The sequence below is a fragment of the Pseudomonas sp. GNP014 genome (assembly GCF_054344005.1).
On the sequence record NZ_JBTGUS010000019.1, the window covers coordinates 1 to 15,418 of the forward strand.

Below are 15,418 nucleotides of genomic sequence, written 5' to 3' on the forward strand. Positions count from 1 at the left end.
GATCGCGTTCATGGTCGGCCTGGTGTTCTCCATCGCGGCGAGCTGCACTTTCTGGTGCTGCTGCTCTCCATGTACTGGAAGAAGCTCATCTACCCGTGGTGCGATGATCGGCGGCTGGCTGGGCCGATCAGCGGCAGGCCGATGGTGTGGTCGATCTGGCGGAATTTGCATCACGAGAAGGCGATTTTCCTCGACCAGTATCCGGCGCTGTTCGATGATCATTGTTCATCGGGATCCGGCTTGATGACCGACAAGTCGGCGGCTGCGGATAACGAGCGGCGCTGTTCTTCCGCAGTCGCGCGCTTCGGGAGACCTGGGTTGGGCGAAGTGGGCGGTCTGCATCGATGGGTTCGATGGTTTTGGGGATGCTGCGACTGCCGGGTTGAACAATTGCATTGGCGATCGGCTGTGACATTTGTTGCCGCGGAACGGCTTGGAGGTTCGTCTTACGCCATTTTTCAGTTAAAGCAACAAAACGCTTGCTGATGTACTTGGGCTGCTCGCTGGGGCTCGGGTTCCTTCGCTCCGGGATCGATCCGGCGAGCGCCTCTGGTTCTGCTTCGTCATCCTCTCGCCTGCGTCGCTTCGCCACGGGTTGCTCGTCCCACCCCGGGATCAATCCACTCGAGCCTTCTGATGTCGCCTTACAGATCAAGATCAAAGCAGGCGACGAATGGCCCATCGAGCGGCGAGGAGTGAGCGTGTCGGCTCTTGGATCTGTGTTGGCACTTGCCCTCGCCCCCAGCCCTCTCCCGAGGGAGAGGAGCCGATTCTGGGCTTGTCAAACTGAAGTTCCACGGTATTCACATCGAAGAAGCTCCAACACTGGCTCAGTTCCTTCTCCCACTGGGAGGGGTCGATCGTGTCGCTTCTCAGAGCTGGGAATTAGGGCACCACGTTTGGCGAGCTCCCCAAAGATCACGGGTCAGTCCCCTTCCTCCGGGAGAGGGCGAGGCGAGGGGCTTGATCGGCTTGGGCTCCGATCTCGGCCCGATTGGGCAGGCCGAGCGAAGGTGTTCACCGGGTAGGCTAGCGCCGTGCGGCGAAAAGTGCATACATCGAGAGGGAGGTGAGCGAGAGTTGTAGGCGATGCCCGGACGGACACCTAGCGAGGGAACACTGAGCCTCAGCGAGGTGCCGGTCGTCGGGGCAAAAGCCTTTCTCGGGTCATCTTTGTGGCCGCATTCTGCGTTGGAAGTGATGCTGTAGCAGCGAAAATGCGAGCGGGGAAGCACCCGCAGAAACGGACACGCCTGAATGATATGCACAGTCGTGTCAGGCTGAAGAACTGAAACAACAAAACGGCCCCTATATAAAGAGAGGCCGTTGCCGGCAGACCTTGCAGACGTTATCGTAAGACAAGCTCATCCGCGGTTCGAGCTTGTACGTTGACGCGACCGAGCCGGTGCACAGTGGCGCGGATGCCAGTCTTGTACGGGCTGGAGCATTCTTCCAGTGGCAGATCGAGCTGATAGTACGTGCCAGTGCAAAGATCATGTGAACATGCTGTCGGATGCTGATCGCCTTGAGGATGATCCCGAAGTAGAAGTCGACGTTCGGATACAGTGAGTGCTCGACGAAGACCGGGTCGGTCAGCGCGATCTTCGAGGCGCATGGCCATCGAGTTCGTGGATCGTCGATGCCCAGTTCCTTCAGCAACTTCGTTGAGGTCGTCTTTCATCACAGTTCGTGCGAGGGTCGCGGTCCGGTAACGCGGTGAATCCAGCCATCAGCTTGAATGGATTGTTCTTGTCCTTGGCCTCGGCGATGAACTTGTCGTTGGACATCGACGATTTTGTCGAACATGGTCCAGACGGCCTTCGTCGTACCGCCGTGGCAGGGGCCGAGTGCGGCGAGACCCGCGGCGACAGGCGAACCGGCAGTCGGGCACCGAGGAGCTGTGCGAGACGCACGGTGGAAGTCGAGGCGTTGGCCGTGGTCGGCGTGGAGGATGAAATCGTCGATGGCCTTGGCCGAGCACCGGGGCTGATTGTTCTGATCATGGTGTCGAACATCATGCGCAGGTTCTGTGTAACGTCGAGGTTGGTCGCGCGGTACATATGGGGTTGCTCGATGAGCACGAACGATCGCCGCCAGGGTCGGCACCTGGTAACGAGACGGATCGGGACTCGACGATGCTGCGGCTACGATGTTGAGGGGGAGTCGTGGTAGAAGGCCGAGAGGGCGCGACTGATATGATGACGGCGATCGGGTGGCGTCGCGATGAACTCGTTGAAGATGTTCACTGCTTGTGAACCATGGCGCGGCTTTCACGGGTGCTGATGATGGTTCTCCGTTCTGCCGGTCGGCAGTCGCCATTGAGCAGCAGCAGCAGTTTCCAGTAGTTCGTCTCCAGCCAGCGTCCGATCGGCCGCGTGCAACAGACGCCGTCGTCGTCGTCGACACAGGCTGATCTTCGACTCGCACGAGGCGGTCGACATGAAGCTGGTCCAAAGTGAAGCGGGCGCGGTCGTCAAGGCCCGAACATCGATGGCATCGGGACGAATGGTGCCGTGATAAATGGGCAGCTCGACGGGGCCGCGCTCGATGATCATGTGCTTCCGTCAGCCATGTGGCCTTGGATGATGCTTGAACCATCGTACATACTTACGCAGGGCCTGCACCACGACAGCGAATCGAATGTCATTTTGCTGAGTCGAGAAGGCTTTAAGTGTGAACTCTCGAAAAATTGATTTGTCATTTACGCCTTCACGACCTGCGGATCAGTGATCTGGGTAGGTGATCGGCGTCGTCATTAAGCTCAACCGTCGAGACTCGGCGACTGACCGCCAAAGGGCTTCTGGCTGCTCTCATCGGGGTTGAATCTGGCTGGCGGTCACCTGACCAGTGGACCCCCAACAACTTTGCCCTGATCGTCAGGGCTTCTAGTGCCAAAAGCTTGCCCTGAAGCCAATCTGCAAACCGTAGATCCGGTTAACCATCAAACTCCCCATCACTGTGTTACGTCTTATTCTTCACTCGTGTTCCGTATTATCTCTTCTGGTCCTTGCTTCGATGCTCACGCGCATTGGGCACTGGGTTCCGAGGAAGAGGTTCTGCCGAAAGTGAGCTACGCTGATGCCTGCTGGCCAGTTCGAGCATGGCCGCCTGTTGCTCCTGCTGTATGACTGGCCAGCCTGGCGCGCGCCATGATCATGGACAGGGGCATCGTGACGCTGGAAGGCGCGCGGGCTCGAAAATCATCATCGCCATTTCCGTGGTGTCATTGTTCTGGCAGGAAGTTCGGCATATGGAGAAATCAGTGTTACGAACCCTTCGGTTTGGCTTGATCTACTGGATGGCGAACGTGTGTCTGCGGTTGTTGCGGCGGAATTTTCATTCTCCTGATCGGAGACCTTGAGCGAATCGGCATCGGCGACGACCAGTGGACGGCCTGTTCGCTCTACAACGGGACGCGATCCTCCAGTTGCTGGCCCTTCGTCGCCTGGGCGCCAACGCCTGGGTCGGGCATGTGGACCATCGCGACGATCACCGACGCCAATGGCGTGGTACAGTTGCGACGAAGTACGCTTCCTTTTCCAGGTAGTTCGCGGGATCGCGATGTTCGCTTACTTCGTCTGGCGTGCACTGGGGGATCTGATCGATGGCGACATTCGAACGACTTCTTCGACGCGATCATCATCGGTGGTGGCGGTGCGGCATGCGTGCTGCGCTGCAGTGGCAGGGTGGTCAGAATCGCGGCGCACCACCAAGTGTTCCTGATCCGTTCGCACACTGGTGCCGCCGAGGCGGCATCACCTGCGCCATTGTGTCTCGGTGACCGAACGATGACTGGCGCTGCAGACCACCATACGTCAGGATCGACGAACATCGGCGACGAGGACGCCATCCAACAACACGCGCTCAAGGCAAGGCCTGCTGCGGCTTCGAGCTGTACCAGGGCCGCCGTTCCGCCTACCCGAGCAGGGCCGTACTACCAGCGTCCGTTCGGTGGTCAGTCCAAGGATGACGGCAAAGGTGGCCAGGCCGCCCTACTCGCGCAGCCTCCGACTGTACCGGCCACGCGCCTGCGGCACCTCGATCAGGGCAGCGAAATGCACCATGTTCCTGAACGAGAACTACGCCGTCGACTGTGAAACCAGGAAGGCGATCGTTCGGTGATCGCGATCCGCATCGAACTGTGAGCGACCTACATCTGTGCCAAGGCCACGTACCGGCGACCGGGCGGTGCAGGTCAACGACGCCTCCACCACCAACGCCTGATCAACACCGGCGACGGCGTCGGCATGGGACTGCGCGCTGGCGGTGCGGGTACAAAGACATCGAGGTGGCAAGTTCCACCGACCGGCATCGCGGCGCTGGTGCACCGGCGACCGAAGGTCGCCGTGGCCAAGGTGGTCACCCTGATCAACAAGCACGGTGAGCGTTTCATGGAGCGTTATGTCGAAACCGCTGAGCTGCTGGTCGTGACGTGGTCGCTCGTTCGATGGTCAAAGAATTGATCGCTGTACGGTTGCGGTCCGAATGGTCACCATGTAACTACGAGTCGACCACTGGGCGAGGAAGTGCTGCACAGCTCGTTGCTCAGGCACTGGCGAATCGTCGAAGACGTTCTGCAATACGTCTACCGTGGTCGCGCTGTTCTGGTTGTTCCGAATTGTCACTACACCACGGGCGGCGTCTCGACCACATTTCATGGCGAGGCGATCACCGATACGCCGAAGGCGCTGATCATCCTGGTCTGTTCGCGGTAGGTGAAGTGGCTCGCGTATTCGGTCACGGTGCCAATCGTCTGGGCGCAGTTGCCGCTCGACCTGGTGGTATTCGGCTGTGCTGCTGGCCTGGACCTGGAAGGTGCTGAACGACGGACGAACAACTACGCCAACCAGCTCATCGAGTAGCTCGTTGCGTCCGACGCGCGCCTGAACAGCCGTACCGATGGCGAAGACGTCGCGACCTGCGTCGCGAGCCGCAAGGCTGCATGAGCAACCAACTCTCGGTGCATCCGGACCCGGTGAGACATGCAAGAGGGTATCGTCAGCTGGCTGATCTGCGCAAGCGTATCGCCAACGTGAAGATCAACGATAGTCGCAGGTGTTCGAATACTGCACGTATCGAAGAGCGTGGAACTGGAAAACCTGCTGGAAGTGGCTGAAGCCACCGCGATCGCGGCTGAAGACGAAACAGTCCTGTGCGCTCACGCCGGTCAATACTTTGAAGACTGTGATGATCGAAAACTGGCTGTGCCACCTGCAACTCCCCGGTGACAAGCGCAACCACCAGCGTGCCGTTAACTTCTGCCGAAGACTGTTCGAGTTTCCGAACTTGAAGTCCGGCATGATTGAAGGGTGGCATCGGCGCCGATGTCGGAGTCAGTGTTGATCGTTACACCTGATCAGGACGCTGTGCCGTCTCATGCAGGTCTCGAGGTCGATACCGTGGAAAAGACCTGATGGTGCTGCACGTGCTGGCTGATCAGAGCAGGACGAGGGGCTCCTCGATCGTCGCTCTTGCCGTGAAGGTGCTGCGGCTCCGACGGCATGAACATCAACGGCAAATGGTCTGGCGTGCATCATGCTCGTCGCTGTCGTAAAAGGCAACAAGTTGATCGTTGTCGCTGCCAGGTTTGCTGAGTTATCGTGACCTGGTTGTTCATATGAGCATCTTCCACAAGCAATATGAGAAGGCTGAAGCCTCACCTGCAGAACGACACGCCGGTCCGGCCATCGAGCGTTCCGGCATCTGAGTAAGTGAAAGTCGATGGTCCCTACGAGTGCATCCTGGCTGCGCCGCTGTCTTACCTCGCGCCGTCTCTTCCGGCTGGACCTGGACAAGTTCCGTGTTCAGCCGCGACCTGCTGCAAGCCCTACTGCTTCTGGGCAGACAAGCTGCGGCATGAAGACCAACGAGCGTCTGGCTTCGCCACCACCGTTCAGCGTCTTCCGCCGCCGGCAATCACCACCTGTGTCAAACTGATGTCGAAAAGGCCGAACCCGATGAAGGCGATCGGTCACGTACATGTCGCTCTCGAGCGGCGCGCCATCGAGCTGCTCAACCGTAGCAGTTGCTGCGCACCGAAGAGGCCGCGCTGGGCTTCATGCGTTATGGCTATAACCAGAGCCGTAGTCAAGTGGCAAGCTCCATCTCGAAGAAATGAGACAAGCAGGGCATCGGCTGGACCCGGACCATCAGTGTGATCTGGAAAAAGTGGCTTGTTCCGGTCGGCTGGATCGGCAACTTCCGCAGTTTCGCCGCGTCCACGCTGATGGTGTTCCTGGACCGAGGTGACCAGATGCAGAAAGCGCGCACCAGCGCATGTGGAACAGCGCCATCCTTCCAGGTGGAAAAACGCTGCCGACGTGGAAGAGCTTCATCAGCTCGATCCGCACGACCCACGCTGTGCCAGGTAGCGGCGGCATCCGTACCTCCAGAGTCGCTGCCCGACGGCAACCTGCCACGACGTTCGTACTCGACGTGATCACTTCCGCGCGCTGGCAAGGAACCAGCGCGCGCCGAACCGAGTTTCCGCTGCAGCGTGAGCAGTGAACACGAGAAGAGTTTGAAGGCCTGCGACGATCCAGGCCCACCTGATGCGTGGCCACCAGGGCAGCCGAGCTTGAATCTGCTGGGGATCGGTGCAGGTGCTCTGGACCCGGAGAACTGCTTGATCATCATCACGGTCGACCAATGCTGATCTCGATACGACCTTCCGCGCCGGCGACCTGTTCATCGGCAAGAGGAAGCGGTCCTACGCGACTTTATGAGCGTCCAGGAGCACATCCGCACCATCGCGCCTGAATCGACGCATATCGACGATTCCGAGCAGCGCCAGTGGTTCGAGCAGTGTCTGGAAAGCGTGCGCGGTCGTCCGACGTACCGCTCACATCAAGAGCGACTGCTCAAGCGCGTGACCGCTGTGAAGGCTGTAAATACCTGTACGAAATACCCGGGCACGAAGCGTTCTGAGCTGGAAGGCGGCGAAAGCCCGACTTCTCGATGCTCGACGAACTGATCCAGCGCTCCGGTTCCTACGGCACGAAGGTAGTCGTCATCGGCAGCGCCGCCTCACCGACGTTCTCCTGGTCAACACCTTCGGGAAGGTCGCTGAGCTGTTCGACGAAGTTCGAAGGCAAGAGAAGGTCCAGCTGGGGTTCCGGTGACGTCAGCATGCACCAGGGCTCCTCGTCCAACGTGATGATCCGCTGCGGTGAAGTTCACCCTGCGCATGGTGTTCAACCTGTTCGACTGGCAATCGTCTCCGCGGTCGAAGGTTCGTCGTGCCCGTCGAGGCATCGTCGTAACGACGCTGACCGTGAAGAAGGTGCTGCTGATCTTCATCGACGGCGACGTTCGAGGTCAGGGTGTGGTCATGAACCTTCCAGATGTCGCAGACCGAATCTTCAAGACCGGTGCAGCGTGCACATCGTGATCAGCAACGGTGCCCCGGTTTCCACCATCAGAATCCGCTGGGGATGGTGTTCGACTGAGCACGCCACCGACGTCGCCAAGATGATCCAGGGCGTCTATTCTCCACTAACGGCGATGATCCGGAAGCCGGTGTTGTTCGTGGACCGAGTGGCCATTGATGATCGACGACAGTTCAAGCGTGACGTGGTGATCGACCTGGTCCGCGACCGTCGTCGCGGCCACAACGAGGCCGACGAGCCAAGCGGCACCGAACCGCTGATGCAACGAGCAGATCACCAAGCAGCGCACCACCCGCGGCAGCTGACGCTGATCGCCTGACCCACGCCGGCTACCGGGACGCCGACCGCGTTCAGGCCAAGGTCGACGAGCACGCAATGCGCTGGACAATGGTCGCGCATGCTGGCGGAGTCGTGGTCAAAGAGCGTAACAAAGAGCCGTCCGTGGAAATCTGCGTCAATCTGGCGATGCCCTACTGCGCGATGATGAACACGCGCTTCATCTGAAGACCGGCAAGAACTGTTCGAAGCTGCTCTGGAAGTACCGCAAGCTTCGTGGTCCAGCGTCAGGTCGCGAGACTGAACGACACCGACCAGATGAAGCCGCTCGATCACCGCGGGGTCACGCCGAAACCATGGCGAACGTGACTGGGCGCTTCGAGGTGACCCCTATCGCATGACGTCAGGACATTGGCCGCGGACGTCTGTACCGTCACGCTGTGTTGCACAACCAGAAAGAATGTGGTACTGTATCGCTGCAGACCTGTAAACGACGGTCAGCCATGTTTCTACTGTACGCAACTGCTCCTGTCTGGAAGAAGTGGGTACTGGCATTCGAATACGAACTTACGCACCACGCCGACGCGCTGGTGACCTGGGAAGCCGAAGTCCGCGACTTCGCCAACGGTGCAGGTCGTCATCGACGAGTTCATCACCAGCGGCGAGCACAAGCTGGGCCGTCTCTGTGGTCTGACCGATGCCGTCGCCAGACGGCTACGAAGGTCAGGGTCCTGAAGCACAGCGGCATGCTCCGCTGAGCGTTACCTGCAGCTGTGCGCAGCAGCAACATCCAGGCTCATGCCGACCACCCCGCGCAACTACGACTGCTGCGTCGTCAGCGATACCGCCGCTGCGCAACCATCGCAATCGTTCTGACACCTAAGTCGCTGCTGCGCCAGAACCGGCCATCTCGACCCTGCAAGATCTGCCAAGGTTGTCGAAGACCGTTACTGGTAATCGACGCCCTGGGACTGAAAGGTCGAGCGTCGTCGCGAGCGGAAGGCTCAAACCACCACTGCTGGGACGCGTGCCGAAGGCCGTGAACAGATTGCTATTGCGTGAATTGAGCAGCTGTATCGATTCCCGGTGACCACTCTGAAGAAGTCGTGTGACACGAACGCTGAAGCATGCTGTTTGGTGCTAGGAAGAGCCGACGAACCAGGGTGCCTGTACTGCAGCCAGATCACCGGCCGCAGCATCATACCTTGACCCTCGTACTCGATACGTGGCTGTGGTCTGCTGCCCCAGCCGCTGTTACGCTCCATGCACGCCGAGCAGCAGGAAACTGCTCAAAGCATGCGTTGACCTGATCAATGCCTTCGCGCACCTGACCGAATGAGGAACGACACACACGCGCCATCGAGATCAGCTCCACTTTCCCGGAAATCGGTCGCCGACTGCACCGTCGCCAACTGCGACAGCAACCGGGCTACGCCGTCGAGCGCGACGAACTGATCGTCGACATCGTACTCTACAAAGCGGTACTGGAGTTGCCACTGCTGATGGCGTGCTGGTGTAATCGTCAGGGCGTAGGGCGATGCCTGGTCCGATGAGCAACTGGGCTTCATCGTCGAAGGCGGGCTGCTGCCGTGGTCGAGCCGGTCGAGCCGCTGCTCCGGCCGCCGCTGCCCGGCTGTCTCGCCGAAGGTGAAGATGATCCTGCTGCTGCTCCTGCCGAGCTGGCTGAAGAACGGCATCAACATCGCTTCCGTCGCCTGCACCGGCAAGGCGGCGTGCGACCAAGGAAGACGTGGCGCTGCCGTCGCGCCAGAAAGCCGCTCCGGCTCGGTCCGCGCCTGCCAGGCCGCTGTCGACCTGCTGCTGCTCCTGGTGTTCGCCGCTGGCGATCTCATCGAGAAGCGCGCGCCTGATCAACCGTGCGCCGACCGTGGCCAAAGCGTCCTGGTTCGAGCTGCTCAACATGGCGACGCCGACCTTCAACGAAGTCGACATGCACCAGTCACGGCCTGCGTTCGAAGACAAGGGGAAATTGCCTCGAAGAACTGATCGGCGTACGCCTGGGCTTCATGTTGTTCTTCTGGTTCAAGGCCGCCACCTGAAGCGCCGAACGTTTTCCGGGCCGTCAAACGCGTTGATCGACGGCGACATCGTCTACCACGGCTACGCCGACATCGGCGTCCTGCTGTTCCAGCGACCTGAGGGTCTGGCGGGACCGGTTCTGCGTAACGCTCAGCTGATGAGCCTGGGCTGAATCGAAGGCATCAACATCGGCAAAAAAGCCGTGATGAAACTGTCGATGGACGACAACGACCCGGTGGAACCTTCACCATCATCTACGGTGACCTTCGACTCGACCACGTCGACCTGATCCAGTTGCTGTAGGCAGCGATCCTGCACGTACAACATCATCCAGCGTCCGACGGCCATCAACGGTCAGGTCGTGACCGTCCGATGATGCAACTGGGCATCGTCCGATGATCACGTCGATCCATGGCAAAGAAGCTGTGACCTTCCTGGTGACCATCAAGAAACTGTCGGAAATCTGGTTATCTTGTTGCTCGCAGATTGAAGCAATGCAAGCGTCAGCTACAAGCCAAGTCAATACTGAGCGGATCGTACTTGGAGCTTTCTGGCTGCGGCTCAAGCTTGACCGCAAGTAGTACTTCTGAATGTCGCAGAAAATTCGACGTAGTCATTGGTGCCGGCGGCGGTCAACTGTAGCCGCCATCAAGGCGCGCAGGGTCTGAACGACTGCCTGCATCGAGAAGTACTGACCTGCTGAAAGGAAGCAAGCCTGGGCGGGGCACCTGCTCAACCGTGGCCGCATCTTCGAGGTGGTCGCTGCAACAGCCTGGAAATACAACAAAAGAGCTTCAATGTTCACGGGATCCGACTGTGAAGTTGATGGGTTGCTGCGACGGGTCGGCCGGAGCCGGCATTGAAACCCTACCGGGCGGCGTTGCGACGCCGTCCAGGCCAACGGCGTGACCTTCATCAGGGCGACGGACCGCGTCGGCTGAGTAGAAGTCAAGTCGACGAAGCGAGACGGTTCGGTCGAAGTCATTGAAGCTGAAACGATCCGGCACCAGGCTGTGTTCGATTCATTTCATCTGCTCTGGTTGACGAGAAGTCATTGATCGTATCGACTGGTGCTCTGGAATTCGAATCGTAATCGAAGCGTCTGGCGATCGGCGCTGGGCGTGATCGGTCTGGAACTGGTTCGGTCTGGTCGCGCTGGCCAGCGATGGTCCTGCAAAGCTGGACACCTTCCTGATGGAGCGGTAGATCGCTGCTTCCAAGGAGCGATGAAACCCGTACCAACAGGGTCCGGACATTAAGCTGGGCGCTGCGTACCGGTCCCAAAGTGACGTGATGAACGCGGTGAACTATACCGATGCCATGTGAAAGACAACGATCAATGTTCGACAAGCTGATGGTAGCCGTTGGTCGCTGATCCGGTGACGATGTACTGCTGGAGCCGAACAGCCGGTGCGAACCTGGACCAGCGCCTGGTCGCGCACGTCGACGATCATGCGCTGTCACCGTACTCGGCGTCCGCCATCGGCCACGTGGTCGCGGCATGATGCTGGCGCACAAGGCATCCGAAGAAGGCATCATGGTTGTCGAGCTGATCAAGGGCCACAAAGCCCAGATGAACTATGACCTGATCCTGCCGGTCATCGAGACCACTGGAACGGCGCCGGGGTTGGGCAGTTGAGCAGGCCTTGAAGCTGAAGGCGTCCAAGCTGAAGCGTCGGCACCTTCCCGTTCGCCGCTTCTGCGTGCCGATGGCTGTCATGAATACCGTGGTCTTCGTCAAGGTCATCGCTGATGCCAAGACGATGCGTATTGGGTGTGCACGTGATCGTCGAGCGCTGCAGTACTGGTTCAGCAGGGCGCGATTGGTATGGAACTGGATCAGCGCTGAGACTGGATGATGGTTCTCTGGATTCCGACCCCGTCCGAAGCTCTGGATGAAGCCGCCCTGGCTGTGAATGGTGCGATTGACATCGCCAACCGCAAGCGTCACACACAACAAGAAACCACGGCGGTAACGGCCGTCGTGAGCCTTGCGAGCAAGTCTACGGCGGGTTGCCGCTGTACGACAGTTGCCGAGCCTACGGTACCTGGGAAGGCTACGCAAGCAGCAGTCACAGGCGGCGCGGCACTCATCAAGAGCGCAGCGCCGAACGGCGACAGTACCTACGAAGACGGTAGCATGAACCTCACGCAGATCAGGAAGCAGCTGTTCGCCGACACGGCTGGCCAGATCCACTGGGTGATGCAGCAGCACCCTGGAGCAGCAGCAGAGCCTTACAAACGGCGGCAACGAGCCTGTTGTCAAAGCCCAGGTTCACGCCGGTGGTCGCGGTAAGCGGCGGCGCCGGTCCGCAGCAACAAGATGCGGAAAGCCTTTGCACAGCAGTGGCTGGGCAGTGTCTGGTGACCTTGGTCACCGACGATGGTCAGCCTGTCACCACCCTGGTTGAATCGGTGCACTGATCGTGAAGCTGTACTGGGTGCTCGTCGTTGACCGTTCGAGCCTGTTGTACGTGTTCATGGTCTTCCACCGAAGGCGTGGACATCGAGAAAATTGCTCATGACACTCCAGAAAAATCTTGAAAGCCACTATTCGATCCACTGGTTGGCGCTCAGCCATTCCAGGGCGCGATGGATTCCAGCTGGGTCTGGAAGGCAAGCAGGCTGCCGAGTTCGCCAAGATCTTCGTAGGTCTTGGCGAAGCTGTTCAGGATTATGACCTGGCGCTGCTGGAAGCGGTCGCCGGCGATCAGGCGACTGGCGTACTGCAGATCGCTGCACGCGAAGATCATCATGCGACGCCACTACCGTCAGCCGCTGAAGCTTCCACCAGATCGTCGCAAGACGATCGGTGCGCGAACGCACGCCGCCAAGTTCATGACGTAGCCCTGGAAGGCAACATCGGCCGCATGGTCAACGGCGCGGTTCGGCCATGGAACCATGGACATGAACCTGCACGCGGCAAGCCAGCGAACTCCTCGACGAGGTGGTGGACGTCAGGACGTGTTACTGAAGCGTTGAAAGATGATTCTGTTCGACACCAACGTCGCTGCAGTACTGGTCAACATCTTCGGCGGCATCGTTCGCTGCGACATGATCGCCGAAGGCATCATCGGCGCCGTGAAGTAAGTCGGCGCGACCTGAACTGTTGTCGCCAACACGCTGCTGGGCGTCAAGACCGCAGAGCGGTTGAACATCATCGCTGCTACCAGCCCGACCGAGTTGCTGCCAGTCAAAAGCCTGCAGGCAAATACGGAGTGTCCTGATCAAGAAGACACGCAAGCTCGCACCGCGAAGGTAATCACCGGGTTCCGCAGCAGTTTCGACACCCAGCAAGCCATCGAAACGCACGAAGACGGTCGGCGGCGTACGGGAAGGCCGCACCGAGCACCTGGGTCTGCCAGTGTTCAGACCGCCGCAAAGACGCAGTCGCGGCCACTGGCGCTACCGCCAGCGTGATCATGTTCGTCTTTCTGCAAGGACTCGACTGGAAGCGGCATCGCGGCATCGAAGCCATCGTCTGCATCACCGAAGGCATTCCCACCCTGGACATGCTGGACGTCAAAGTCAAGCGACGAGCCGGGGCGTAGTCCTACGGCCGTACCGCCGAGGTGATCCACCGAGGCGAATGCAGATCGGCATCATGCCAGGTCACATCACTGCCAGGCAAGGTCGGCATCGTTTCGTGTTCCGGCACCCTGACCTATGAAGCTGTTAACAAGTCTCTACTGACGCTGAAGTTTCGTCAGTCGACCTGCGTCGGCATCGGCGGTGACCCGATCCGGGTTCAGTTCATCGACATCCTGAATGTTTGAGGAAGACCTGAAGACCGAAGCGATCGTGATGATCGTGAAGATCGGTGGTTCGGCTGAAGAAGAAGCGGCCGCCGACATCAGGCACACGTGACGAGTGGTCGTTTTCTGATCGCCGTGCGCTGCTCTCGCGGGGCAAGTGCATGGGCCATGCTGGCGGAATCATCTCGGCGGAAAGGTACTGCAAGACGAGAGCTTCGGCTGCACTGCAAGACGCCGGTGCAAACCGTGCGCCGCTGGCAGACATCTCGGCAAGGCCCTGGCCGAGCCGACCGGTCTGGCCGCCAAGAAGCCCGGCTCAGCCACGTTCACCAGGCAGGCGACCTCCCGGTGGCCTTTGTCGTTCAAGAGCAGTCTAGTGAAAGCCGCTAGTGCAAGAACGCTGTCGCTTAAAACTGGCAGCTGCGGCTGCTTTCATACATAAACGCGACACGGAAACGTCGCGCACGCAGAGTCCGCCTCAAACAAGGCGTTTGCTCAGACAGTCGTTAGGCCAGCAGCCATCTGCGTCTGCCGCCCACAAGGTATGTACGCGCTAACGGTTATGTATACGGACCGACAGTATTTCCCGGACCCACAGGGAATTCCTCAAACTCCGATTCAGAGTGTGGGTGTTTCCTTAATGAGTTTTTCGAAGGTAGGACATCCTGGCACTGGTCGAACGACATCTGCCTGTTCTCGTTCGGCCGGCAACATCACTTCCGCCGATCGTCTCGGTTTGTAGGCTCGGGGCTCACGTCCGGACGGCGTGGGGCTTTCTGCGGTCACGGCAGTCGGCCTGCTGGTTCATCATCGTTGTTGCGCTGGCGAAGGTCGGTCATGGACGTACTGAGCAGCCCTATCGGCAAGGTCGTGCGGTATCTCGCCGGCGCGAGCCGGAGTCGGCCGTTGTCCGCCATGCTGTGTACCGCGACCGTGTCCTTCGAAGTCGGCCTGGCGCGCGACCGGCGAGAGCCTGCTGCGCTGTTCCTCGCACAGCTGGTGTACTTCTTGTCGGTGCTCCACCGTCGTACCGCTGTTGCCACACCGCTGACGTTTCGCGCGCCAAGATCATTGCACTGGCCGTCTGGGCATCGCTGCCTTCGCCTTGCCGGCTGGTGATATCGGTCAAGGCACGCCAGAGAACGTCGCCGCGCCTGTTCTCCCAGGGCTTCAATGGTCACCTGACTGGATACCTGGGTGCGCCGGGATCGGCATCGTCATCGTGAACGCCATCCGCTCGCGGCGTCGAATTGCCAGCGTTGATCACCGTTACGCCATTATTGCTGGGCTCATTGCCGGCGCGGGTCTGGCGCTGGTGCATGCCAGCCGTCGGACGGTTTGCAGCGACGAGCGGCTGTTGCGCCACCATGCGCTGTGGTCTTGGATGCTGATGGTCAGATCTTCGGTTTCGTTGGCAGCGGTTTCCTTGCCGTACTGATTTCGTGGCGTCTGGTCACGGTGGTTGGTCCGACCTGCGCCTGTGCGACTTCAGCGGTGTGCTGCCATCTGCCGACAAGACCCTGGCGACGATTGGCGGCGTCCGCCGTCGGGTGTCGAACCTGGGCCTGACCAAGCTGATCGCCTTCCATCCTGGTCCTGACCGTGATCGACCCGCGTGTATCGCGCCGGCGGGCGCCGAGCCGCAAAGACTTTTGGGACGGCACTGGCCGCATCATTGGTCCGGTGACGCTGGTGCTGTTCGTGTTCGGCATGATCGACGCACTGAAGGTGCTGGTCTTGCTGATCGGATGCCGTCGCAACTCGTCCGACCTGCCGAGCGAGCAGGGCCGGGCGCGGCTGGTGCCGTGCGTGATGACCGTGTCGCGCGGTTGCGATCGCCGTGGCAGCGCAGCGAAGCCGTTGCTGACGTCGCCGCCAGAGCGGGCTCTACGCTTACAATGCTCATCAAACGAGACGGCAATTTTATGTGCGTGAGGCAGGCGTCTTTTTCCCTGAGCC

Annotated in this window: 8 protein-coding genes and 8 pseudogenes; 13 read left to right on the plus strand and 3 right to left on the minus strand. The window is 59.8% G+C overall.

Annotated features, from left to right (window positions below):
• Positions 1–386 (plus strand): annotated as a pseudogene (locus ACXX9E_RS29630) (sodium:solute symporter family transporter); the annotation flags it as partial.
• A 922-nt stretch (positions 387–1,308) separates the two neighbouring features.
• Here ACXX9E_RS29630 and ACXX9E_RS29635 read toward each other — a convergent pair.
• Positions 1,309–2,555, minus strand: a pseudogene (locus ACXX9E_RS29635) (citrate/2-methylcitrate synthase).
• A 915-nt stretch (positions 2,556–3,470) separates the two neighbouring features.
• Between ACXX9E_RS29635 and ACXX9E_RS29640 the strand changes: the two are divergent.
• The 6 genes and pseudogenes from ACXX9E_RS29640 (at position 3,471) to ACXX9E_RS29665 (ending at position 8,969) form a co-directional block, all read left to right on the plus strand.
• Positions 3,471–4,097: an FAD-binding protein gene (locus ACXX9E_RS29640; RefSeq protein ID WP_458556769.1), complete on the plus strand. Its 627-nt coding sequence runs from the start codon at positions 3,471–3,473 to the stop codon at positions 4,095–4,097.
• 150 nt (positions 4,098–4,247) lie between these two features.
• Complete coding sequence (locus ACXX9E_RS29645; RefSeq protein ID WP_458556770.1) at positions 4,248–4,463, plus strand: hypothetical protein; 216 nt, start codon at positions 4,248–4,250, stop codon at positions 4,461–4,463.
• A 63-nt stretch (positions 4,464–4,526) separates the two neighbouring features.
• Positions 4,527–4,715 (plus strand): hypothetical protein, encoded by a 189-nt coding sequence (locus ACXX9E_RS29650; RefSeq protein ID WP_458556794.1) that lies wholly within the window; start codon positions 4,527–4,529, stop codon positions 4,713–4,715.
• Positions 4,703–4,822 (plus strand): hypothetical protein, encoded by a 120-nt coding sequence (locus tag ACXX9E_RS29655; RefSeq protein ID WP_458556793.1) that lies wholly within the window; start codon positions 4,703–4,705, stop codon positions 4,820–4,822. Before ACXX9E_RS29650 ends, ACXX9E_RS29655 begins: the two co-directional genes overlap by 13 nt.
• A gap of 502 nt (positions 4,823–5,324) precedes the next feature.
• Positions 5,325–5,978, plus strand: a pseudogene (locus tag ACXX9E_RS29660) (2Fe-2S iron-sulfur cluster-binding protein); the annotation flags it as partial.
• A 298-nt stretch (positions 5,979–6,276) separates the two neighbouring features.
• Positions 6,277–8,969, plus strand: a pseudogene (locus ACXX9E_RS29665) (thiamine pyrophosphate-dependent enzyme).
• A gap of 5 nt (positions 8,970–8,974) precedes the next feature.
• Here the strand turns inward: ACXX9E_RS29665 and ACXX9E_RS29670 are convergent.
• Entirely contained in the window at positions 8,975–9,367 is a 393-nt protein-coding gene (locus ACXX9E_RS29670; RefSeq protein WP_458556771.1) for a hypothetical protein, read from the minus strand.
• A 47-nt stretch (positions 9,368–9,414) separates the two neighbouring features.
• Between ACXX9E_RS29670 and ACXX9E_RS29675 the strand changes: the two genes are divergently transcribed.
• The gene (locus ACXX9E_RS29675; RefSeq protein WP_458556772.1) at positions 9,415–9,876 is read left to right on the plus strand and encodes a hypothetical protein; all 462 of its coding nucleotides are present in this window, start codon (positions 9,415–9,417) and stop codon (positions 9,874–9,876) included.
• On the opposite strand, the gene ACXX9E_RS29680 is transcribed toward ACXX9E_RS29675, so the two are convergent.
• Positions 9,855–10,052: a hypothetical protein gene (locus tag ACXX9E_RS29680; protein WP_458556773.1), complete on the minus strand. Its 198-nt coding sequence runs from the start codon at positions 10,050–10,052 to the stop codon at positions 9,855–9,857. The genes ACXX9E_RS29675 and ACXX9E_RS29680 overlap by 22 nt on opposite strands.
• Before the next feature lie 47 nt (positions 10,053–10,099).
• On the opposite strand from ACXX9E_RS29680, the gene ACXX9E_RS29685 reads away from it, so the two are divergent.
• From ACXX9E_RS29685 to ACXX9E_RS29705, 5 genes and pseudogenes are all read left to right on the plus strand, one after another.
• The gene (locus ACXX9E_RS29685) at positions 10,100–10,285 is read left to right on the plus strand and encodes a hypothetical protein (RefSeq protein WP_458556795.1); all 186 of its coding nucleotides are present in this window, start codon (positions 10,100–10,102) and stop codon (positions 10,283–10,285) included.
• Positions 10,272–11,655 (plus strand): annotated as a pseudogene (locus ACXX9E_RS29690) (oxidoreductase dimerization domain-containing protein); the annotation flags it as partial. The gene ACXX9E_RS29685 and the pseudogene ACXX9E_RS29690, both read left to right, overlap by 14 nt.
• Before the next feature lie 292 nt (positions 11,656–11,947).
• A pseudogene (locus ACXX9E_RS29695) lies at positions 11,948–12,791 on the plus strand (ATP-grasp domain-containing protein); the annotation flags it as partial.
• Between the two features lie 124 nt (positions 12,792–12,915).
• A pseudogene (locus ACXX9E_RS29700) lies at positions 12,916–13,766 on the plus strand (succinate--CoA ligase subunit alpha); the annotation flags it as partial.
• Between the two features lie 355 nt (positions 13,767–14,121).
• Positions 14,122–15,283: pseudogene (locus ACXX9E_RS29705) on the plus strand (branched-chain amino acid transport system II carrier protein); the annotation flags it as partial.
• Positions 15,284–15,418: the final 135 nt, after the last annotated feature.

Coding starts and splice junctions, on each gene's coding strand:
- ACXX9E_RS29640 (WP_458556769.1), top strand. CDS start 3,471: ATGTGGACCATCGCGACGATCACCGACGCCAATGGCGTGGTACAGTTG.
- ACXX9E_RS29645 (WP_458556770.1), top strand. CDS start 4,248: ATGGGACTGCGCGCTGGCGGTGCGGGTACAAAGACATCGAGGTGGCAA.
- ACXX9E_RS29670 (WP_458556771.1), bottom strand. CDS start 9,367: ATGTTGATGCCGTTCTTCAGCCAGCTCGGCAGGAGCAGCAGCAGGATC.
- ACXX9E_RS29680 (WP_458556773.1), bottom strand. CDS start 10,052: ATGGCCGTCGGACGCTGGATGATGTTGTACGTGCAGGATCGCTGCCTA.
- ACXX9E_RS29685 (WP_458556795.1), top strand. CDS start 10,100: ATGATCACGTCGATCCATGGCAAAGAAGCTGTGACCTTCCTGGTGACC.